The sequence below is a fragment of the Paraburkholderia phenazinium genome, assembly GCF_900100735.1.
In the GTDB taxonomy this organism is placed as follows: domain Bacteria; phylum Pseudomonadota; class Gammaproteobacteria; order Burkholderiales; family Burkholderiaceae; genus Paraburkholderia; species Paraburkholderia phenazinia.
Window position 1 is genome coordinate 90,301 of sequence record NZ_FNCJ01000016.1, and the last position, 19,707, is coordinate 110,007.

16 protein-coding genes are annotated in these 19,707 nt (G+C 65.6%); 10 read left to right on the forward strand and 6 right to left on the reverse strand.

The window, feature by feature from the left end:
• Genes BLQ92_RS28870 through BLQ92_RS28880 form a run of 3 tightly spaced genes read right to left on the reverse strand, consistent with a single transcriptional unit; the run spans position 1 to position 2,623 of the window.
• On the reverse strand, positions 1-1,071 hold the full coding sequence (locus tag BLQ92_RS28870) for an MSMEG_0568 family radical SAM protein (protein ID WP_090690099.1): 1,071 nt from the start codon (positions 1,069-1,071) through the stop codon (positions 1-3).
• The gene (locus BLQ92_RS28875; RefSeq protein ID WP_090689867.1) at positions 1,064-2,122 is read right to left on the reverse strand and encodes a Nit6803 family nitrilase; all 1,059 of its coding nucleotides are present in this window, start codon (positions 2,120-2,122) and stop codon (positions 1,064-1,066) included. Before BLQ92_RS28875 ends, BLQ92_RS28870 begins: the two co-directional genes overlap by 8 nt.
• Positions 2,123-2,140: 18 nt before the next feature.
• Positions 2,141-2,623 carry an MSMEG_0572/Sll0783 family nitrogen starvation response protein gene (locus BLQ92_RS28880; protein WP_090690105.1) on the reverse strand — a complete coding sequence of 161 codons (483 nt, stop codon included), beginning with the start codon at positions 2,621-2,623 and terminating at the stop codon, positions 2,141-2,143.
• 102 nt (positions 2,624-2,725) lie between these two features.
• Between BLQ92_RS28880 and BLQ92_RS39620 the strand changes: the two genes are divergently transcribed.
• The 5 genes from BLQ92_RS39620 (at position 2,726) to BLQ92_RS28900 (ending at position 10,138) form a co-directional block, all read left to right on the forward strand.
• Positions 2,726-3,052 (forward strand): hypothetical protein, encoded by a 327-nt coding sequence (locus BLQ92_RS39620; RefSeq protein WP_143016680.1) that lies wholly within the window; start codon positions 2,726-2,728, stop codon positions 3,050-3,052.
• Entirely contained in the window at positions 3,049-4,440 is a 1,392-nt protein-coding gene (locus BLQ92_RS28885) for an aminotransferase-like domain-containing protein (RefSeq protein WP_090689870.1), read from the forward strand. The genes BLQ92_RS39620 and BLQ92_RS28885 overlap by 4 nt, the downstream gene beginning before the upstream one ends.
• Positions 4,441-4,760: 320 nt before the next feature.
• Entirely contained in the window at positions 4,761-6,560 is a 1,800-nt protein-coding gene (locus BLQ92_RS28890) for a methyl-accepting chemotaxis protein (RefSeq protein WP_090689873.1), read from the forward strand.
• A 183-nt stretch (positions 6,561-6,743) separates the two neighbouring features.
• Positions 6,744-8,324 carry a methyl-accepting chemotaxis protein gene (locus BLQ92_RS28895; protein WP_090689877.1) on the forward strand — a complete coding sequence of 527 codons (1,581 nt, stop codon included), beginning with the start codon at positions 6,744-6,746 and terminating at the stop codon, positions 8,322-8,324.
• Between the two features lie 110 nt (positions 8,325-8,434).
• Entirely contained in the window at positions 8,435-10,138 is a 1,704-nt protein-coding gene (locus BLQ92_RS28900) for a hypothetical protein (RefSeq protein WP_244896676.1), read from the forward strand.
• A 97-nt stretch (positions 10,139-10,235) separates the two neighbouring features.
• On the opposite strand, the gene BLQ92_RS28905 is transcribed toward BLQ92_RS28900, so the two are convergent.
• Complete coding sequence (locus BLQ92_RS28905; protein ID WP_090689880.1) at positions 10,236-10,616, reverse strand: DUF5594 family protein; 381 nt, start codon at positions 10,614-10,616, stop codon at positions 10,236-10,238.
• A gap of 84 nt (positions 10,617-10,700) precedes the next feature.
• On the opposite strand from BLQ92_RS28905, the gene BLQ92_RS40200 reads away from it, so the two are divergent.
• A complete protein-coding gene (locus BLQ92_RS40200) occupies positions 10,701-11,804 on the forward strand; it encodes a hypothetical protein (RefSeq protein WP_090689883.1) in 1,104 nt (367 codons plus the stop codon).
• A gap of 104 nt (positions 11,805-11,908) precedes the next feature.
• Here BLQ92_RS40200 and BLQ92_RS28915 read toward each other — a convergent pair whose 3' ends face one another.
• Together BLQ92_RS28915 and BLQ92_RS28920 are read right to left on the reverse strand one after the other, a co-directional pair.
• The gene (locus tag BLQ92_RS28915; protein ID WP_090689889.1) at positions 11,909-13,144 is read right to left on the reverse strand and encodes a dienelactone hydrolase family protein; all 1,236 of its coding nucleotides are present in this window, start codon (positions 13,142-13,144) and stop codon (positions 11,909-11,911) included.
• Positions 13,145-13,407: 263 nt separating this feature from the next.
• Positions 13,408-14,577: a porin gene (locus tag BLQ92_RS28920; RefSeq protein ID WP_090689893.1), complete on the reverse strand. Its 1,170-nt coding sequence runs from the start codon at positions 14,575-14,577 to the stop codon at positions 13,408-13,410.
• Positions 14,578-14,793: 216 nt separating this feature from the next.
• On the opposite strand from BLQ92_RS28920, the gene BLQ92_RS28925 reads away from it, so the two are divergent.
• The 4 genes from BLQ92_RS28925 (at position 14,794) to BLQ92_RS28940 (ending at position 19,697) form a co-directional block, all read left to right on the forward strand.
• Complete coding sequence (locus BLQ92_RS28925; RefSeq protein WP_090689896.1) at positions 14,794-16,905, forward strand: FUSC family protein; 2,112 nt, start codon at positions 14,794-14,796, stop codon at positions 16,903-16,905.
• A 79-nt stretch (positions 16,906-16,984) separates the two neighbouring features.
• Positions 16,985-17,194: a DUF1656 domain-containing protein gene (locus BLQ92_RS28930; protein WP_090689899.1), complete on the forward strand. Its 210-nt coding sequence runs from the start codon at positions 16,985-16,987 to the stop codon at positions 17,192-17,194.
• On the forward strand, positions 17,191-18,225 hold the full coding sequence (locus BLQ92_RS28935) for an efflux RND transporter periplasmic adaptor subunit (protein ID WP_090689904.1): 1,035 nt from the start codon (positions 17,191-17,193) through the stop codon (positions 18,223-18,225). The genes BLQ92_RS28930 and BLQ92_RS28935 overlap by 4 nt, the downstream gene beginning before the upstream one ends.
• Complete coding sequence (locus BLQ92_RS28940; protein ID WP_090689908.1) at positions 18,222-19,697, forward strand: efflux transporter outer membrane subunit; 1,476 nt, start codon at positions 18,222-18,224, stop codon at positions 19,695-19,697. Before BLQ92_RS28935 ends, BLQ92_RS28940 begins: the two co-directional genes overlap by 4 nt.
• Positions 19,698-19,707: the final 10 nt, after the last annotated feature.

Below are 19,707 nucleotides of genomic sequence, written 5' to 3' on the forward strand. Positions count from 1 at the left end.
TTACACCTCGTACGAAGACAGCGACGAACACGCGCCGCATTTGCCGCAACCGGCCTTGATGTCGCTCGAACGCAAGCCGGCGGCGGAGAGCATCGCGCCGAGCGGCTGCAGCACCGACTTCATGAACTCGGGCGCCGGCGCTGGATGATCTTCGAGCGGCGTGCCGCTGATCGGCACGAACGGCACCACGAACGGATATACGCCCAGTTCGATCAGCTCGCGCGAGATCGTCAGAATCGCTTCCGCGCTGTCGCCCAGGCCGGCGAGGATATAGGTGCTCACCTGGCCGCGGCCGAACACCGCCACCGCGGCCTTGAACGCTTCCATGTAGCGCGCTAGCGGCACACTCGATTTGCCGGGCATGATGCGTTCGCGCAGGGCCGGCGTCACGACTTCGAGATGCATGCCGAGCGTGTCGATACCGCTCGCCTTCATGCGCGCGAACCAGCGGTCGTCGTCCGGTGGCTCGCACTGCGCCTGGATCGGCAGGTCGACGGCTGCGCGAATCGCGAACGCGCTTTCGCAGAGGATCTGCGCGCCGCGGTCGCCGGTGGGCGGCGTGCCGGTGGTCAGCACCATGTGCCTGACGCCGTCGAGCAGCACCGCCGCGCGCGCCACTTCGGCGAGTTGCTCGGGGGTCTTGCGCGCAATCGTGCGGCCCGCTGCGAGCGATTGGCCGATCGCGCAGAACTTGCAGGTCTTGCGGCGGCTCTCGTAGCGGATGCAGGTCTGCAATACGGTGGTGGCCAGTACGTCGGCGCTGTGCAGCGTGGCGATATGCGAATACGGCACCCCGTCGAGGGTCTGCATGGCATAAAAGCGCGGTGCCTTCGGAAAGCTGATATTGGCAATCGGGATCGTGCCGCGTAGCAGCGCACTGACCCCGCTGGCGTCGGCGGGCCCCGCCACGAACGGCGAATGCCAGGCCGTGTTGGTATGCACCGGCACCATGATGGTCACGCCGTCCACAGTCACGGCCTTGTGGTCCGACGGCCCCGCGCCGCCGCGCCGGCTGGCGACGCCCGCGCCCGGATCGGCAAGCCGCAAGCCAGCCGACTGCAGCTCAGTCATCAATTGCCGGCTCGCGGCCGGCAGGGTCTCGTTGGCGTTCATCGCGGCATCCTTCGGTTGTTGGGTTGAAATCCGGACCGGCATAGGCGGCAAACGCGGCGCCAGCGGCGCCCCATGAAGGCATCGGCGACACCGTCGCAGCCGGCCGTTCGTTGATAACGAGGCTCAGCAGTTCGGGCCGCGCATAATGGCCGACCGAATCCATCATGCGTTTGCGCTTGGTGATCAGCGCCATGTCCAGATCGGCGATCACCATGCCCTCGCCCTCGCGCAGCGGCGCCGCCAGATGCTGCCCTTCGGGCGAAACGATCGCGGTATTGCAGCCGCCGCGCAGCGCCTTCTGCAGATTCGTGTCGCTCGTGACCGAAGCGATCTGCGCTTCGCTGAGCCAGCCGGTCGCATTGACGACGAAACAACCCGACTCCAGCGCGTGATGACGGATCGTGACTTCGATCTGCTCGGCGAAGATCGGCCCCACCAGCGAGCCGGGAAACTGGCTGCAGTGAATCTCCTCGTGCTGCGTCATCAGCGCATAGCGCGCGAGCGGGTTGTAGTGCTCCCAGCAGGCCAGCGCGCCGACCCGCGCAAAGGCTGTCTGCACGACCTTCAGCCCGGCCGCATCGCCTTGCCCCCAGATCATCCGTTCATGGAACGTCGGCGTGATCTTGCGGCGCTTGAGCAGCAACTGGCCGTCCACGTCGAAGATCAGTTGCGTGTTGTAGAGGCTGCCGTAATCGCGCTCGTTGACCCCGAGCACGACCACCATGCGATTCAGGCGGGCCCGCTCGGCGACGGCCTGCGTCACCGGCCCCGGCACCACCACCGCCTCTTCGTAGAGCCGCATGTGATCGGCGCCGGAGGCCACCGGCGGGCGCACGAACGAGAAATACGGGTAATACGGCACAAAGGTCTCGGGAAACACAATCAGTTGCACGCCGTCGCGCGCCGCCTGATCGATCGCCTCGCAGACCTTGTTGAGGGTGCCGTCGCTGCGCTCGAAGTCCGGCGAAATCTGCACGGCAGCGGCGCGGACAATGCGTGGTTCGGACATGGTGATGGCCGCCTCTGCTCAGACCGTCCAGGTGTGGATGATTAGCGCGTTCTCCTTGCGATGCAGAAGCTGGATATCGAGCACATCGAGCGGGCTGATCGGCCGGATTCCTTCGATCAGCGAAGCCTCGCCGTGCCCATACAGCGCCTGCAAGGCGAAGCGGCACGCGTATACCTTGCCGCCTTCTTCCATGAACTTGATCAACTGCTTGTTGAAGTTCAGATGCCCGGGAAACGCTTCGTCGCCGAGCGTCGGAAAGCCTCGCTGCAAGCCGAGCGTGACGCCCGGTCCGTACAGCAGCACGGAGGTATCGAAGCCTTTGCGCAGCAGCCGGGTCGCCTGCAGCAAATTGACGAAACCGATCGATCCTTCGAACGCCACTGTGTGAAACGTGACGAGCGCCTTTTCGCCCGGCTCGGCCTTCACGTCCTCGAAGACCTTCTCTTCGTAATCGACGAGGTAATCACCCTTCTGATGCAGCGGTTTGTTGACGGCTGGCATGGCATTCTCCAATGTGGTTTGCGTGAACAGAAATGTCGCGTGGTTGCGGACCAACGGGCAGCGCCACTCGACGTCTGCGCCGAGCCCACTTACGCAACGGCCGTGCCACTGATCGCCACCGCCGATGCGATCACTTTCCAATCAAACAGACGATCATTCGTTAAGCAAGCCGAAAAAATTTTTGGCCTGAAGCTTGCGTACAGCCAGCGCAGCCGATCAAGACGCCCATGCCGACGTCGATCGCACCAGCCGGGTGCGATCCAACTGGTGCAGGCGCGCATAACCGGTGCAGCCATTCACCAGATGCGATCAATCAGATCAATCGATACGATCGCTTTCTGGCCGCTGCGGTTAGCCGGTTTCGGCGCGCTTTCCGGTGCGAATGCCGCACTGTTCCCAATCGTCATTGACCTGTTGCGAAAACGATGAGTAGCCCGATACATCACTGGATCAAACGCCTTGCCGAACTCCGCAAGCCCGCTTACCTCGCGATTCCCGACCTGATCGAAGAGGACCTCGCCACCGGGCGCCTGCGGCCGCGCGACCGGCTGCCCGGCCTGCGCGATCTTGCCGGCGAGCTGGCGCTGAACTACACCACGGTGGCACGCGCCTACGCCGAAGCGAAGAAGCGCGGCCTGCTCGATTCGCGCGCGGGCAGCGGCACCTTCGTGCGCGGCCGCACGGCGACGCTACCGCTCTCGGGCGGCAGCAGCATCGAGATGACCATGAACACGCCGCCGGAGCCGGCCGACTATGCGGCGCGGCTGCGCGAATCGGCGGCGCGTTTGATGGCATCCAGCGACCCATATCAGTTGCTGCGCTATCAAGACTTCGGCGGCACGCCCGCCGACAAGGCGGCCGGCACCGAGTGGCTCAAGCGCCGTTTGCCCGATTGCTGCGCCGACCACGTGCTGGTGTGTCCCGGCATTCACAGCGCGCTGGTCGCGCTGGTCTCGCAACTGGCGCGGCCGGGCGGCATGATCTGTCTCGACACGCTGGCCTATCCGGGCATCAAGGCCATTGCCGCGCAACTAGGTGTGCGCTTGCAGGCGCTCGCACGCGACGACGAAGGGCCGCTCGCGCATGCCTTCGAAGCGCTCTGCAAGACTGACAAGCCGAGCGCGTTCTATTGCAACCCGACGCTGCAGAACCCGAGCACGCTGACGCTCACGCACAAGCGCCGCGAAGCGTTGGCGGACGTCGCGCTGCGTTACAGCGTGCCGATCATCGAGGACGACGCCTACGCGATGCTGCCGCTGCAGGCGCCCGAGGCGCTGGCGAGCTTCGCACCGGAGCTGACCTACTACGTGACAGGCTTGTCGAAGAGTCTTGGCGCCGGCTTGCGGGTCGCCTATCTGCAGGCGCCCACGCCACGCCAGACGCAGCGCCTCGCTGGCGCGTTACGTGCGACCACCGTGATGGCGAGCCCCTTTACCGTGTCGCTCGCGACCGAGTGGGTGAACGACGGCACAGCCGTTGAGATGCTCAACGCTATCCGCGGCGAATCGAAAGCGCGCCAGGCGATCGCGGTGCGTATTCTCGACACGTGGGCTTACGATGCGCATGCAGAAGGCTTTCATCTGTGGCTGCCGATTCCCGGCGAGGACGGCTGGAGTTCGTCGGAATTGGCGCTGCAATTGCGCAACCAGGGCATCGCCGCCGTGGCAAGCGCGGCGTTTTCTACCGATGGCAATCCGCCCAACGCATTGCGGGTGTGCCTGGGCGGTTCGAAAAGCCGCGAAGAATGCGAGGCGGCGCTGCACATCATCGCCGAGGCGCTCGAGCACCCGCATCATCTGCACTCGGCGATCATGTGAAACGCGGGGCGGCGCAGCCGGCGCGCTTAGCGACGGCTCGCCGCCGAAGCACACACTTGCGCTAAGTTCATACAAAAAGACCAGCGTTATCTACAGACGAATACAACGCAGCGCTTCCCCAGCGTGCGTTGAAAACGCAGAAGTGTCCGGCAAAACCGCTTGCCGACACAAAGTGCCTTCCCACAAGCGCTAAAACGGCTTTCTGTAATCTGCTGAAAGCCCCGGCCAGCGCATCCCGCTCAAGTCTGACGCCGCGCCGCCGTATACCCGGACGAGGCCGTTGCCTTGCCGATTCCTGCTCACCTCCGAAAGACGCCTACATGTTCTCCTCCATTCGCGCGCGCATCGTCGCCCTGTGCGTCGCCATCGTTGTCGTGGCCCTCGCAGCCAATGCAGTTCTCAACTACGTCGTTGCCAACGGATATAACGCCGATTCGATCGACAACAGCCTCACCGCGGTCGAGAGCGGTCACGTGGCCGGGATCAACGAATGGGTTGCCGCTAATAGTCTGATGATTAACTCGTTGCAGGACGCTGTGCTGCAGCCCGACCCGACTGCGGCTTTGAAGCTGATGGCAAGCGCCGGCAACTTCACCAACGTCTACGTCGGTTACGCCGACAAGACCGCGAAGTTCTCGGACCCGACCGGCATCCCGCCCGACTACGATCCGACCGGCCGCCCCTGGTACAAGCAGGCGGTCGCTGCCGGCAAGCCGGTGGTGACGCCGCCGTATGTGGACGCCGGCACGGGCCATCTGGTGGTGGCCTTCGCCTCGCCGGTGATCCGCGACGGCGCCGTGAAGGGCGTGGTGTCCGGCGACCTCGCCATGGACAGCGTGATCGCCAACGTCAAGGCGATTCATCCGACGCCGTCGAGCTTCGGCATGCTGGTGAACAGCAGCGGCCTGATCGTTGCGCACCCGGATGCGAAACTGACCCTGAAGCCGGTTACCGATCTGATCCCCGATCTGAGCGCCGACAAGCTCGCCGCGCTCGCCACGGCGGATCATCCGCTGCAGGTGGACGTGGGCGGCAGCGCCAAGCTGCTGCGCGCACAGCCGATTGCCGGCACCGACTGGATCGCCATCGTCGCGCTCGATAAAGCCGAAGCGACCGCCGGCATGCGTTCCCTGCTGACCACCTCGATCATCGCGCTGATTGTGATTGCCGGCATTGCCGCGGCCGTCGTTGCCGCAGTGACCGCGGTGTCGTTCCAGCGCCTCTCGAAGGTGCGCGATGCGATGGATGCGATCGGCACCGGCGAGGGCGACCTGACCCAGCGCCTGCCCGCGATCGGCGAGGACGAAGTCGCGCAGATCGCGCGCTCGTTCAACACCTTCATCGACAAGCTGAGCCGCGTAATGCGGCAGATTCGCGAAGCCAGCGAATCGGTGCGCGTGGCCGCTAACGAAATCGCCGCCGGCAATGTCGATCTGTCGGGCCGCACCGAGTCCGCTGCCGCCAGCCTGCAGCAGACCGCCGCTTCGATGGAAGAAATCACCGCCACGGTCGGCCAGTCGGCGAGCGCCGCCAGGCAGGCCGACGACACTGCCGTGTCCGCTTCGCGCGTCGCTTCGCGCGGCGGCGTGGTGATCTCCGAAGTCATCACGACGATGGGCGAGATCGAAAACGCCTCGGTGAAGATTGCCGACATCATCGGCGTGATCGACGGCATCGCCTTCCAGACCAACATCCTTGCGCTGAATGCGGCAGTCGAAGCCGCCCGCGCCGGCGAACAGGGCCGCGGCTTCGCGGTGGTGGCGGGCGAAGTGCGCAGCCTCGCGCAGCGCAGCGCGCAGGCCGCCAAGGAAATCAAGGGGTTGATCGAGTCGACGGTGGCGAGCGTGGCCTCCGGCTCGAGCCAGGTGCGCCACGCGGGCGAAACGATGACGGAGATCGTCAACAATGTCTCGAACGTGACCACCATCATTTCCGAAATCACCCAGGCGGCCAACGAGCAGACCCGTGGCATTCAGGAAGTCAATCGCGCGGTCAACCAGCTCGACGAGATGGTGCAGCAAAACGCGGCGCTGGTGGAGCAATCCACTGCGGCGGCCGCGGCGCTGCAATCGCAGGCGGTCAACCTCGCTGAGGCGGTCACCCAGTTCCGGCTCGATTGAGCCACGCACAGGCCGCCATCGGCCTATCTTAAGTAGTTCTAATACTCGAAATGTTTGTTTCAGACTTGCGGCACACCTTACCGTGTCGTAAGGTCCTGGCCAGCTGAACCGGCTCCAGCCGCCGCGCCGATGTCACAAGCGTGGGCGACAGGCGGCAAACCGCATAACGTATCAGGAGTTGCTGTGTCGTTTTATAGAAATCTGAAGATTGCCGCCAAGCTGGCGTTACTGGGCGCCGTGCTGCTGGCGGCGACGATGGTGGTCGGCCTGGAAGGATGGCATGCGCTCTCCGACACCCACGCGCTGCAGGTTCAGTCGGCCCAGACGCTCGAGCAGTACGCGCAGGCGGCCGATACGGCGCGCGTCGCCCAGGTCGAATTCAAGAAGCAGGTCCAGGAATGGAAAGACCTGCTCCTGCGCAGCAGCGATGCGGCGGCGCTCGCCACGCACCAGCAGGCGTTCGTCACACAGAGCGACAAGACGACGGCAGCCTTGCAGAAACTCAGAAGCCAGTTGAGCGCGTTAGGGGTGAGCCTCGACGGCGTGGACAACGCGCTTGCCACCCACGAATCGCTGCAAACCAGCTACCTCGGCGCACTGAAGCATTTCGACGTGGCCGATCCGAATAGCCCGCACGTCGTCGATGCGCTCGTCAAAGGTATCGACCGTGCACCGACCGCGGCAATCGACGCAATCGTCGCCTCGGTCATGCAGCAGGCCCAGGCCTCCGACCAACGCATCGAAGAAGCCTCCGCGGACGCCTACCGGCTCGCTTGCACGCTGCTGCTGGTGGTGGTGTTCGGCGCGCTGGGAATCGGCGCGACAGCGGTGTGGTTCCTGAGCCGCAGCATCACCGTGCCGGTCAAGCTGGCGGTGGGCGTCGCGCAAGCGGTAGCCGCCGGCGACCTGCGCGCCGACGTCGAAGTGTCGAGCAGCGACGAAACCGGCCAGTTGCTGGTTGCGCTGAACGACATGAATCACCGGCTGCGCCATATCGTCAGCGAAATCCGCGAAGGCGCCACGACGATCTCGTCGGCCACCCAGCAGATCGCCGCGGGCAATCTCGATCTGTCCGCGCGCACCGAACAGCAGGCCGCCTCGCTCGAAGAGACGGCCGCCTCGATGCAGCATTTCACCGACTCCGTGCAAACCAACGCAACCCATGCGCGCAATGCGACGGCGCTCGCGCAAACCGCGGCGCAAGCGGCTCGCGACGGCGGCACGGTGATGAGCGACGCCGTGCACAACATGGAGCAGATCAACGCTGCCTCGAAACGCATCGTCGACATCATCGGTGTGGTCGAAGCGATTGCGGCCCAGACCAACATTCTCGCGCTCAACGCGGCCGTCGAGGCCGCTCGCGCAGGCAATCAGGGCCGCGGCTTTGCGGTGGTCGCGAGCGAAGTGCGCAGTCTCGCGCAGCGCTCGGCGGACGCGGCACGCGAAGTCAAGGAGCTGATCCGCGAGTCAGTCTCGACCATCGAAGCGGGCACGCAACTGATCCATCGGGCGAGCAACACGATGGATGGCGTGGTGGAAAGCGCGGGCAGCGTCACACGCATTGTCGAGGCGATTGCCACTGCAACCGTCGATCAGGCCACCGGCATTGCCGAGGTGAACGACGCGGTGAACCAGATGGACCAGGTCACGCAAAGCAATGCGGCGCTCGTCGAGCAGGCTGCGGCGGCTGCCGATGCAGTGCAGGCAAAGGCATCGGGCCTCGTGCAGAGCGTGAGCTTCTTCAGGCTGGGGGCCGCCGCCTGACGAAGGTGAAAGCCGCACGTCAATAATCGTTCATCAAGCGCTGTTAGGGTAGCGCGGTTGTCCTGCAAGTCCGTCACTAATATTCACCCAATGTCGTACGGAGACTACAGATGCAAACCGCTGCCCTGCTTTGCCGCCTTTCTTCCGCCTTTTCTTCCCGTTCTGTTCTCAAAGCGCGAACCCCACTGGTCGCACTGACCCTGGTCGCCGCAAGCGCAAGCGCCTTCGCCCAGCAGTTTTCGTTCGATGCGGCGAGCCCGTTCTTTCCGGGCTTGCTGGTGGTGAGCCGCAGCGTGTACGACAATCTTTCGAGCAACGTGCAGGTCGGCCAGGTCTTGCCGCCGAACTGCGCGAGCACGACCGGCGGCTGCAGCGCCGCGAGTGGCGCCGTCAGCGACGGCACCTATCCGTACATCTGGAACAACGCCGGATACGACGGTAGCTTTGGCATCACCTCACGAATCTTCCTCGATCAGATCACACCGTCCGGCGTGCCCGTCAGCACGCTTGAGGTGCCAAACAGCCTGCAGCGAGGTGCCGGACCCAACCAGCTCGTGACGAGCTTCAGCTCCAAATCGGAGCTGGGCCTGCATCTGTCCACCGACGGCAAGTACCTCACCTTCATCGGCTACGTCGCACCGGTCAATACGCTCGACGTCTCGAACTCGAACACGCCGGGTGCAGTCGATCCGACCAACCCGGTCGGCGAAAGCTTCTACCGCGCCGTGGCGCGAGTCGATCGCGAGGGTCATTTCCACTTCACGGAAACCAACGCATATAGCGGCAACAACGGTCGCTCTGCAATCCTTAACAATAGCAACGGCCAGAATCTCTTTTACACGGCGGGCAATGCAGGCAACGGATCGAACCCGCAGCCGAACGGCGTGATTCTCGGCGCCGGTGCGCAACTGATCGATCCGACCAGGCAACCCGAAGCGCAGCAGGACCCGGGCACGCCGACGCCGGTCGGCAGCTTCTCCGTGACCGAACTCGGCGACAAAGCCGACAAGATCGGCAAGGACGACAACCTCCGCGGCATGACGATCTACAACAACGTCATCTACTACACCAAGGGTAGCGGCAGCAACGGCGTGAACACCGTGTACTTCCTCGACACTACCGGCAAGGCCTGTCCGTCGGGTGTCGGCGTACCGGCTGCCAACGCCAAGTTGCCGACCGCCCCGCTCGCCTATAACGCGGCCACCCTGCAGAGCACCGGTCTGCCGAGCAATCTGTGCATCCTGGCAGGCTTCCCGTCGACGCCGGTGAAAACCGCCACCACAATTTCCTACCCGTTCGGCCTGTGGTTCGCCAATGCCACGACACTCTATGTGGCGGACGAAGGCGACGGCTATACCGGCGGCGCCGACCTCTTCACGCATGCCGCCGCGCAAACCGGCGCTGGCCTGCAGAAATGGATCTACAGCGCCTCGGCGCAAAAGTGGACGCTGGCCTATACGTTGCAGGCCGGTTTGAACCTCGGTACCGAATACACGGTGCCCGGTTATCCGACGGGTTCGAACCCGGCCACCAGTCTGCCGTGGGCGCCGGCCACCGACGGCCTGCGTGGCCTGACGGGCCGCGTCGAAAACGACGGGACGGTAACGATCTGGGCGATTACTTCGACAGTGAGCGGCAACGGCGATACGGGCGCGGATCCGAACAAACTGGTGGTGGCGCGCGATCTGCTGAAGAACACCAGCGCCGCGGGTGCCGCCAGCGAGAAGTTCGTCACGCTGCGTAGCGCCGGTTTCGGCGAGGTGCTGCGTGGGGTGTCGTTCACGCCAGGTACCGGCGCGAACGGCTGGTTCTAATCACGCGCTCGCAGCCTGAACGCCGCCACGGTCTCATTCAGTTGCCGCCGCTGGTCTTCCAGCGAACGGGAGGCCGCGGCGGCTTGTTCGACAGGCGTCAGGCGCCGAAGTCGAGACCGCCTAACAGGACCTCGGGCTCAGCCTGGGTGTGCGAGCGAAAATCCACTTCGCGGGCGTAGCGCCACGCGTCGAGCTTGCGCGGGATGGCGTTCAGGTAACTCGCAAAGCGCGCCTCGCCGTCTTCGCCCATCAGGCGCTCGATCTCGTCGCTGTCCCAGGTCAGGTGCAGGTTGAGTTCGTGAGGATAGTGACGCAACGCTTCGATCGGCTCGGCCCAGACCTTCACACAGGTTGGATGGCCGTGGCCGCCGAACGGCACCACTTCGGCGTGAACGCCGGTGTCGAACAGTCCGGCAATGGTGGCGGCGATACGGGGGGCAAACTCGCGCTCGAACCTCGCGACGGTCTCCGGGTGCATGGGGGTCTCCTTCGTGCTCTGCGGGGCATCGTAGCATGGGCAGAACGATATAATCCGCGGCTCACCTGAATCTACTGGACCGTCATGCTGCAAACCCGTTTCGCCCTGCTCGCGTTGAGCCTGGGCGCACTTTCCACTCATGCGCTGGCCGACGAGCTGGTCGCCACCCGTCCGGGCGTCATGTGCGTGTCGGCCGATGCACTCGCCCGCCTGACGCTGCCCAGCGGCGACAGCCGCACGCACGCCGCGACCACCACGCCGGAACTGCAGGGTCTGGCGGCCTCGGGCGGTTGCATCGACATCCAGCCCGGCATGCGCGTGACGGTGCAGAAGGCCTTTAAAAACACCGCGGTCGTAACGTACCGGCCTGCGGGCGCGCAGAGCGATCAAACCTTCGTTGTCCCGAACATTGACTTTGCGCAGACCACGGGCGGTGCCGCCACGACTGGTGCAGCTACGGGCAGCGCGACGCCTGCGGCGGCACAAGCGGCACCGGCATCTGCCTCTGCCGCTGCGACTCCCAGATCCGCCGCAGCCGCGCCGGGTCTTGCACAAGGCTATCGCGTCGCGCAGCACATACCGGCCTCGGACCGCGCAGGCACCTTCCTCGAGATTCTCGAAGACGCGCGCATCACGCCCGGGTTGCACAAGACGCTCTGGGGCAGCGGCGCAGGCACCGACGGCCTGCCGGACGGCGTCAGTCACGCGCCGTTGCTGAATGCGCAAGTGCGCCTTGTCTCGGCGGCCGATACGGTGCTTGCCAGCCGCAAGCTGGACTACCCGCTCGCCAGCCTCGAAGCCGCGCCGCTGCATGGCCTGCCGTCCCCAACCTGGTTCCTGACCATCGACGCCACCGCGCCGATGGGCTCATATAGCGGTCCGGGCACCGAAATGCTGGTGCCCGCGCAAAGCGGCCTCGAAGCAGTCCGCTACACGTCGGCGCAAGGCGAGGCGGCACCGCTGGTTCTCGCACGCACCGGCAAGGCCGACTGGAAGATCGTGCCGGCACGCGCGGGCGGCATCGAGGAAATCGAAGACGTGTTCTGTGCGAACGCCGATGGCGACAATTTCGTTACGACGTACCGAACCTATCGCTTCGTCGACGGCAAATGGCAAGCTGCTTCACGGCAGTTGCGGGGACTGTGGGAAAGCGACCGCCAATTTCCTGCGCGGCCGGATTTCCCCTGATCGATCGAGCGGGAACCTGACGGGACGGGCGGCGGCATAAGGCACGCCGCCTGGCCCCCGAGCCATGGAGCGGCGCAACCGCGCCTGAGCGCGGCGCGCTCCACCTACTGAACCACCTGCTGCCCCTCCGCATAAACCTTGCACCCGGACCACTTCGACTGACAGTGCTCCAACGCATGCTGAGCGGCTTCCTGCGCGGTACGCTCCATCAGGTCGAGGTTGCAGTGGCCGCCCTCGGCGGTCACGAACGCCTTGCCCTCGTTGCGCCACGCGCCGTAATCGTTGAAGCTATCCTGGCAGCCGCGATTCAGACCTTGAGGTTGCGGCAACGCGGCCAGCGCGGGCAGTTCCACCACCACCTGGGTCGGCAGGTTCAACGACTTCAGGAAAGGCTCGACGGCCGGCCACCAGGCATCGGCCGGGGCTTCATAGAGCAGCTCGTGCCCATCCTCCTGAAACGCCGGCAGCACCGCGAGCTGCGCCTGAGCGCCGTGCGCGGTGTAGGCGCTCAGCATCTGACGCGCGAGATCGGGGCTGAAATAGTGATCGTTCTCCGACCAGACCCACTGGCTCGGAATCTTCGCGGTCGTGCCATATTCGCCGACCGCCGCGATCAGTTGGTCGGCACGGCATACATAGTCGGGGCGGCTCGAACCGCGGCCACCGGCGAAATCCAGCACGCCCAGCACGCCTTGCGGGTTGCGCGCCGCGGCTGCGAGCACTGCAAAACCGCCGGTCGATTTACCGAGCAGCAGCACGCGCTCGCCATCCACCCAAGGTTGCGCGCGCAACGCATCCAGCGCCCCGAGCACGTCGTCGGCAGACGCCTTACCCGGTCCGAGATAGTCCTCGTTGTGGCAGGAACCGCTGCTCTCCGCATACGGCCCGTCGGAATGACCGAAGCCGCGGCGCAACACCACCACGGCAGCGTAACCGTGCTGGGCAAAGGTCACCGCGGCATTCAGCAGCAATTCCGGCGCACGGTCCGTCACGCCAGCCCCTGAGCTGCGCGGCGTGCCGGGTGTCATCACGATCAACGGCCAGCGCCCGGGACGCTGCGGCCGCACGACCAGCGCTTCGAGCGTCGGCTTGGCGCCGTCGGGCAAGCTGATTGGCAGTCCGATATGCTCGCGCACCAGACCCGGCAGCAGGGAGACGGCGGCGGCGGATGTGCCGCTGGCCGGTTGCAACGCCACGGCAGTGGTCTGTGCGAGTGCGGAAAGCGGCGCGCCTGCCATTGCCAGGGATAGCAACAGCGCGTGAGCGCGCAGCCGGCGCGAAGTCCCGCGCAACCATTGTGCGCAACGCAGCCGGACGGTTTGGGCAGGCTTGTCTCTCATGCTTGGAGGCCTTTGCGGGTTAAGTGCCAGGGAACAGCGGCAGGCGCCGATGCTACGACGCCATCGCACCCGATTCTAGTGTGCGATTGGGCAAGCGGTCTATGCCATGCTGCTCCCTGGCCCACGCCTGCGGTGCATCCAGGTAGCGACGATGCATCCAGCATCGATCGCACCCAGCCCAACAAAAAAGGCCTACGGTTTGCACCGTAGGCCCCTGGTTCAACAAGCTGAGTCCTGGGCAGCCAGCCAGCCGCCCTGCCCGCTTAGAACTTGTGACGAATCCCGACGACCGCCACGTCCTGCGAGTTGCTGCCCGAATTCACGCCGAAGTCGCCGATCGAAGCCTCCGCGCTCACTGCCGCGCCGTTCGAGTTGAGCGTCTTGCCGCTCGCCTTCTGGTAGCCGAACAGCGCGTAGAAATCGGTGCGCTTCGACACGGCATAGTCGCCGCCCAGGTTGACCTGGTTGTAATGCGCCGACGACGGCCCCGTCAACGACGTGTAGTTGTAGCCCACGCCAGCACGCAGCGCCGGCGTGAACTGGTAGTTGAAGAACACCGAACCGTTGTTGAATCTGGCGGTTTCGCGGAACGCGGAGAACGCGTCGCTGCCGTACTGCGTGTTCGAGTAAGCCGCGCCGAACGTCGCCGCACCGACCACATACTGGCCGCCGGCCCGCACGATCTGGATCGACTTGGCGCTCGCAAAGCCCGAGTTGATCACCGTGTTGAACAGGCTGTCCGAGCTGCTGGTCCAGGTGCGCAGGCCGTTGGTCAGGCTGTTGCCGCCATTGGCGAAGAAATAGCCGGCGCCGAGCGACAGCGGACCGTTGCCGTAGGCCGCGCCGAAGCTGTAGGTGCGGCCGCTGCCGGTCGCGCCGGCCACGCCGCCGAGGGCGTACAGCGCTTCGACCTGCAAGCCGCCGAAGACCGGGCTGACGTATTTGATCGAGTTGCTGACGCGCAAGCTGTTGTCGTAGTTGTCGAGGTCGCCGGGTGTGCCGAACACGCCGCCGAAGTAGGCGTCTTCAGTCAGCCCCTGGACCAGATCGACGATCGGGTCGTACTGGCGGCCCAGCGTAACGGCGCCCCACGTGTTGCCGCTCAAGCCCACCACCGCCTTGCGGCCGAACTCGCGGCTGCCCTGGCCGAATGTGCCGGTGCCCGCATTGAAGCCGTTTTCCAACTGGAAGACGGCTGCCAGCCCGCCACCCAGGTCTTCCGTGCCTTTCAGGCCCCAGCGGCTGCCCGAGACATTGCCGCTGCTGAACTTGACCAGCGTGGACTGGTTCTGGCCGTTGCTGCTTTGCGCGTTGTGCACGTAGGCGATACCCGCGTCGACAATGCCGTACAGGGTGACGCTGCTTTGCGCATGCGCGCCGGCGGACAGGAGCATGCCGGCGGGCAAAGCCAGGAGAGAAAGGCGCTTCTTCATGTATTGATTTCCCGTAATCGAGGTTTTTCTTTTGATGACCGGGGTGAACGATAAGAGAAGCGAGCCGGGGCAGGAACAAAGGATTTCTTCGATCTATATGAATGTTGCAACCGCGCATCAGATCATCATTTATCATTCACGTTTCAGGCGAAGCCCGCCGCCCCACCGGCGCGGCGAGGCGTCGCCCCCCGCACCCCAATCGCCGCCCGACAACCCATGGTCTACCCCTCACTGCGCGACTGGCTGTTCTCAGTCAAGACCTTTGCGGCGGCCATGCTCGCGCTCTACATCGGGCTCGCGGCCGAATTGCCGCGCCCATACTGGGCCATGGCGACCGTCTATATCGTCTCGAATCCGTTTGTCGGCGCGACCCGCTCGAAGGCGCTGTATCGCGCGCTCGGCACCGCCATCGGCGCGTCGGCGGCGGTGCTGTTCGTGCCGCCCTTCGTCGAATCGCCCTACCTGTTCAGCGTGGTGGTGGCGCTCTGGACCGGCACCCTGCTGTATCTGGCCATCTCCGACCGGACCGCGCGCAGCTACGTCTTCATGCTGGCGGGTTACACCATGCCGCTGATCGCCTTGCCCGCGGTGTTCAACCCCACCGGTATCTTCGACCTCGCCATCACCCGCACCGAGGAGATCCTGCTCGGCATCGTCTGCGCGAGCGTCGTCGGCAGCGTGGTGCTGCCGAACCGGCTCGCCCCCGTCATCATCGAGCGCACCGACGGCTGGTTCCGCGATGCCATGCTCTACGCCACCGAAACGCTCTCCGGACGGATTGCGGGCGCCTCGATCTCGGCCTGCCGCCAGCGGCTCGCGGCCACCGTCAACGGCCTCGAGCTGCTGTTGAGCCAGCTCGCTTACGACCACACCCGTCCCGACATCCTGACCCGCGCCCATGCCCTGCGCGGCCGCATGCAACTGCTGCTGCCGATCATGTCGTCGCTCGCCGATCCGCTCATCGCCCTGCTCGGCAGCCAGCGGGAGCGCCCTCCCGGACTCGAGGCGCTGCTCGCCGATGTCGTCAAATGGTTCAACACGCCGTTGCGCGCGGCCCATGACGGTGTGCGGCTCGACCTCGCAGCCGATGCGCTGCGCCAGCGCGTCGCCGCGCTGCAGCCGGCGCCCGCCGAGCTGGCCAGTTGGGAAGGCGCGCTGCTGTCGAACGCGCTGTGGCGCCTGAAGCAACTGATCGACGTCTGGCAGGACTGCCGCGCGCTGCGCCACATCATCGTCCAGCAAGACGGCGAGGCAAGCAGCGCCTGGCAGCCGCGCTTCCGTCATTGGCGGCTCGGCGGCACCGAGCGCTATTTCGACCGCGGCATCATGCTGTTTTCAACCAGCTCGGCAGTGGGCGCGATCATCCTCGCCTGCGTGCTGTGGATCAGCTCGGGCTGGAACGACGGCGCCGGCGCGGTCACTCTGGCCGCCGTGGCCTGCTGCTTCTTTGCCGCGCTCGACGATCCCGCGCCACAAGTGTTCAAGTTCTTCACCGCGACCGCCGCGAGCGTCGCGCTTGCCGGCCTGTACCTGTTCGTGGTGCTGCCGCACGTGCACGACTTCCCGATGCTGGTGATCCTGTTTGCCGGGCCCTTCATTCTGGTCGGCACGCTGATCCCGCGGCCGCAGTTCAATCTCGCGACGATGCTGGTGGCCGTCAACACCGCGACCTTCATCAGCATCCAGGATGCCTACGACGCCGACTTCTTCGTCTTCCTCAACAGCAACCTGGCAGGTCTTGCAGGCCTGTTGTACGCCTTCCTGTGGACCCGGGTGACACGGCCGTTCGGCGCCGAACTCGCCGCGGCCCGCCTGATGCGTTCGAGCTGGGCGGACGTGGTGCTGAGCGCCTCGACCAATCCGATCGAAGATCAGCGCAATCTCGCCGCACGCATGCTCGACCGCCTGATGCAACTGATCCCGCGGCTCGCCGCGACCGACGACCACCGCCATCCGTCCATCGAAAGTTTCCGCGACCTGCGCATCGCCTTCAATGCGCTCGACCTGCGCCGTCTGCGTCTGAAGCTCGGCGGCGAGACGCCCGCCGCGATCGACGGGGTGCTCGACGGCATCCGCAGTCACTTCGAAACCTGTGTCGAGCGCCGTGGGCGGCAGCCGGTGCCCGAGAGCCTGATGTCCACCATCGATGCGGCGCTCGCCCGGGTCACCGCCCAGGGCCTCGCCAACGTGGCGAGCGGCACGCCGCTCTCCGCGCGCCAGTTGCGCGACGCGCTGCATGCGCTGGTCGGCTTGCGCCTGTCGCTGTTTCCGGCGACCATCGCTTCGCTGGCTCCGCCCGCTGCGCCTAAAGAGGAACCTGCTGCTTGACGAGACCCATGAGACCCATGAGACCCAGGAGCCACATGCGCCCCGTGAACCCCTTGACCTCACCTCAGCGATCCAGACCATGATCGGCGAGATCGATATCTTTGGCGTCTTCGTGCCGAGCGTGCTCGTGCTGATGTTCGTCGCCTATCTGATCAACCTCGTGCTGCGCACGCTGCTCGCGCGTACCGGCTTCTATCGCTTCGTCTGGCACCGCGCCATTTTCGATCTCGGCATCTATGTGCTGGTGCTGGGTCTTGTCGTCATCGTTTCGCACCGGCTCATAACGTGAAAAAAACCTGGTTCTCCATCGGTCAGATCGTGCTGACCCTGATCGTCGTCGTGATCGCGGGCTTCGTCCTGTGGAAGCTGGTCGACTATTACCTGTATTCGCCGTGGACCCGCGACGGCCACGTGCGCGCCGACGTCATCCAGGTCGCGCCGGACGTCTCGGGCCTTATCACCGAGGTCGACGTGGTCGACAACCAGCAGGTCAAGCAGGGCCAGACGCTGTTCGTGATCGACCAGGCACGCTACACGCTGGCGCTGCGGCAAGCGCAAGCCACCTTGCAGCAACGCCGCGCCACCCTCGATCAGGCCCGGCGCGAAGACGTGCGCAACCATCAGCTCGGCGATCTGGTGGCGCGCGAAGTGGCCGAAGAAAGCCGCTCGCGCGTCGAGCAAGGCGAGGCCGCGCTGGCGGACGCCACGGTGGCCGTCGATACGGCGAAGCTCAATCTGCAGCGCACCATCATCGTGAGCCCGGTGGACGGCTACCTGAACGACCGCGCGCCGCGCACCGGCGAGTTCGCGGCGGCGGGCCGTGCGGTGCTGTCGGTGGTGGACATGCATTCGTTCCGCGTCGACGGTTACTTCGAAGAAACCAAGCTGGGCGGCATCGACATCGGCCAGGCCGTGGACGTCAAGGTGATGGGCGAGCCGGATGTGCTGCGCGGCCACGTGCAGAGCATCGTCGCCGGCATCGAGGACCGCGACCGCACGCTGGGGTCGAACCTGCTGCCGAACGTGAACCCGGCCTTTAGCTGGGTGCGCCTCGCCCAACGGATTCCGGTGCGGGTCGCGCTCGACGACGTCCCGAAGGACTTCCGCATGATCGCCGGGCGCACCGCCACGGTGTCCGTGCGCGGCCTGGCGCCGTCGCTCGGCAACGGCAAGCACGAAGCGGCGGATCATACGGTGGCCTCGGGGGTGGCGCCGGAAGCGGCATCTGGGGTTAAGCCCGCAGCGCAGTCTGGGGCACAGGCTGGGTCGCAGGCCGCCACGCAGCCGCATCCACAGCCTGCAGCGAGCGCCGCACAATGAAACTGTCGCGCATACTCCCCGCTCTGCCGCTGGCGTCGCTCGCGCCACTGCTGCTCGCGCTATGCGGCTGCACGGTCGGCCCAAACTATTCACTGCCGAAGGCCGCGGTCGTCAACGCCCCGTTCGCCGACGCGCCGCTACCCGACGTCGACGGCCGGCACGTCTCGCAACAGCCCGTGCCGGGCGACTGGTGGCATCTGTACGATGATCCGGTGCTCGAACAGCTGGTCGACGAAGCCCTCCAATCGAATACCGATCTGCGCGTGGCCGCGGCGAATCTGGCGCGCTCGCAGGAAGCGCTCGGCGTCGCCCAGGCGCAAGGCGGTTTCTCCGGCAAGACCTCCGCGGCGTTCGATCGGGCCCAGGAGTCCGCTGAGCAATACCTGTTGGTCAACAAACTGCCGGTGGTGAATGAAGGCGATGTGGGCATCAGCGTCTCCTACGAATTCGATCTGTTCGGCAAGCTGCGCCGCGGTGTGGAAGCGGCGAACGCGGATAGCGAGGCAACCCAGGCAGCCGCCGATCTTGCGCGCATCACGGTGGTGGCGAACGTGGTGCGCGCCTATCTCGAGAACTGCTCGGCCGCTGAAGAACTGGCCATCGCGCAGCAGTCGGTGGCGCTGCAGAAGCAACGCGTGGACGTCTCGCGCCGCTTGCGCGATGCGGGGCGCGGCAATCAGCCGGACGTGACGAGCGGCCAGACCCAGGTCGAATCGCTGACGGCCGATCTGCCGCGCTACACCGCGCGCCGCAAGATCGCCCAATATCAACTGGCGATGCTGCTCGCCCGCGCGCCCTCCGATCTGCCGCCTGCGGTGCTCGCCTGCAACAAGGTGCCGCAGATCAAGCAGGCCCTGCCGGTCGGCGACGGCGCAGCCTTGCTCAAGCGCCGCCCCGATGTGCGCGAAGCCGAGCGGCAGCTCGCGGCCTCGACCGCGCGTATCGGCGTGGCGACCGGGGCGCTGTATCCGACTGTGAGTTTCGGCGCATCGGCCGGGTTGACCGGCATTCTGGAGGATCTCGGCACCTCACCCACCGCGCGCTGGAACTTCGGACCACTGATCAGCTGGACCTTCCCGACCAACGGTGCACGCGGCCGCGTGCGCGAGGCCGAGGACGCGAGCAGCGCGGCGCTCGCCCACTTCGATGGGGTGGTGCTCAACGCGCTGCGCGAAACCGAGACGAGTCTCGCAACCTATGTGGCCGACTACACGCGCGCCGACGCCTTGCGGGCGGCGCTCAAATCGGCGACGCAGTCGGCCAGCGAAACGCACCGGCTGTATGTGGGCGGACGTGAGTCGTTTATCGCGGATCTGGATGCAACCCGCACGCTGACCTCGACGCGCTCGCAGGTGGCGGCGGCCGAGGGTCAGGTAGCGCTCGATCAGGCCAATCTGTTCCTCGCGCTCGGCGGTGGGTGGGAGACGGAAACGGCAGCGCCAGCGCCAGCGCCAGCGCCAGCGGCGAAATAATCATAGAGCG

Bases quoted from the DNA above. Each gene is read 5' to 3' on its own strand.
- BLQ92_RS28870 (WP_090690099.1), bottom strand. From the start codon at position 1,071: ATGACTGAGCTGCAGTCGGCTGGCTTGCGGCTTGCCGATCCGGGCGCG.
- BLQ92_RS28875 (WP_090689867.1), bottom strand. From the start codon at position 2,122: ATGTCCGAACCACGCATTGTCCGCGCCGCTGCCGTGCAGATTTCGCCG.
- BLQ92_RS28880 (WP_090690105.1), bottom strand. From the start codon at position 2,623: ATGCCAGCCGTCAACAAACCGCTGCATCAGAAGGGTGATTACCTCGTC.
- BLQ92_RS28885 (WP_090689870.1), top strand. From the start codon at position 3,049: ATGAGTAGCCCGATACATCACTGGATCAAACGCCTTGCCGAACTCCGC.
- BLQ92_RS28890 (WP_090689873.1), top strand. From the start codon at position 4,761: ATGTTCTCCTCCATTCGCGCGCGCATCGTCGCCCTGTGCGTCGCCATC.
- BLQ92_RS28900 (WP_244896676.1), top strand. From the start codon at position 8,435: ATGCAAACCGCTGCCCTGCTTTGCCGCCTTTCTTCCGCCTTTTCTTCC.
- BLQ92_RS28905 (WP_090689880.1), bottom strand. From the start codon at position 10,616: ATGCACCCGGAGACCGTCGCGAGGTTCGAGCGCGAGTTTGCCCCCCGT.
- BLQ92_RS40200 (WP_090689883.1), top strand. From the start codon at position 10,701: ATGCTGCAAACCCGTTTCGCCCTGCTCGCGTTGAGCCTGGGCGCACTT.
- BLQ92_RS28915 (WP_090689889.1), bottom strand. From the start codon at position 13,144: ATGAGAGACAAGCCTGCCCAAACCGTCCGGCTGCGTTGCGCACAATGG.
- BLQ92_RS28920 (WP_090689893.1), bottom strand. From the start codon at position 14,577: ATGAAGAAGCGCCTTTCTCTCCTGGCTTTGCCCGCCGGCATGCTCCTG.
- BLQ92_RS28925 (WP_090689896.1), top strand. From the start codon at position 14,794: ATGGTCTACCCCTCACTGCGCGACTGGCTGTTCTCAGTCAAGACCTTT.
- BLQ92_RS28930 (WP_090689899.1), top strand. From the start codon at position 16,985: ATGATCGGCGAGATCGATATCTTTGGCGTCTTCGTGCCGAGCGTGCTC.
- BLQ92_RS28940 (WP_090689908.1), top strand. From the start codon at position 18,222: ATGAAACTGTCGCGCATACTCCCCGCTCTGCCGCTGGCGTCGCTCGCG.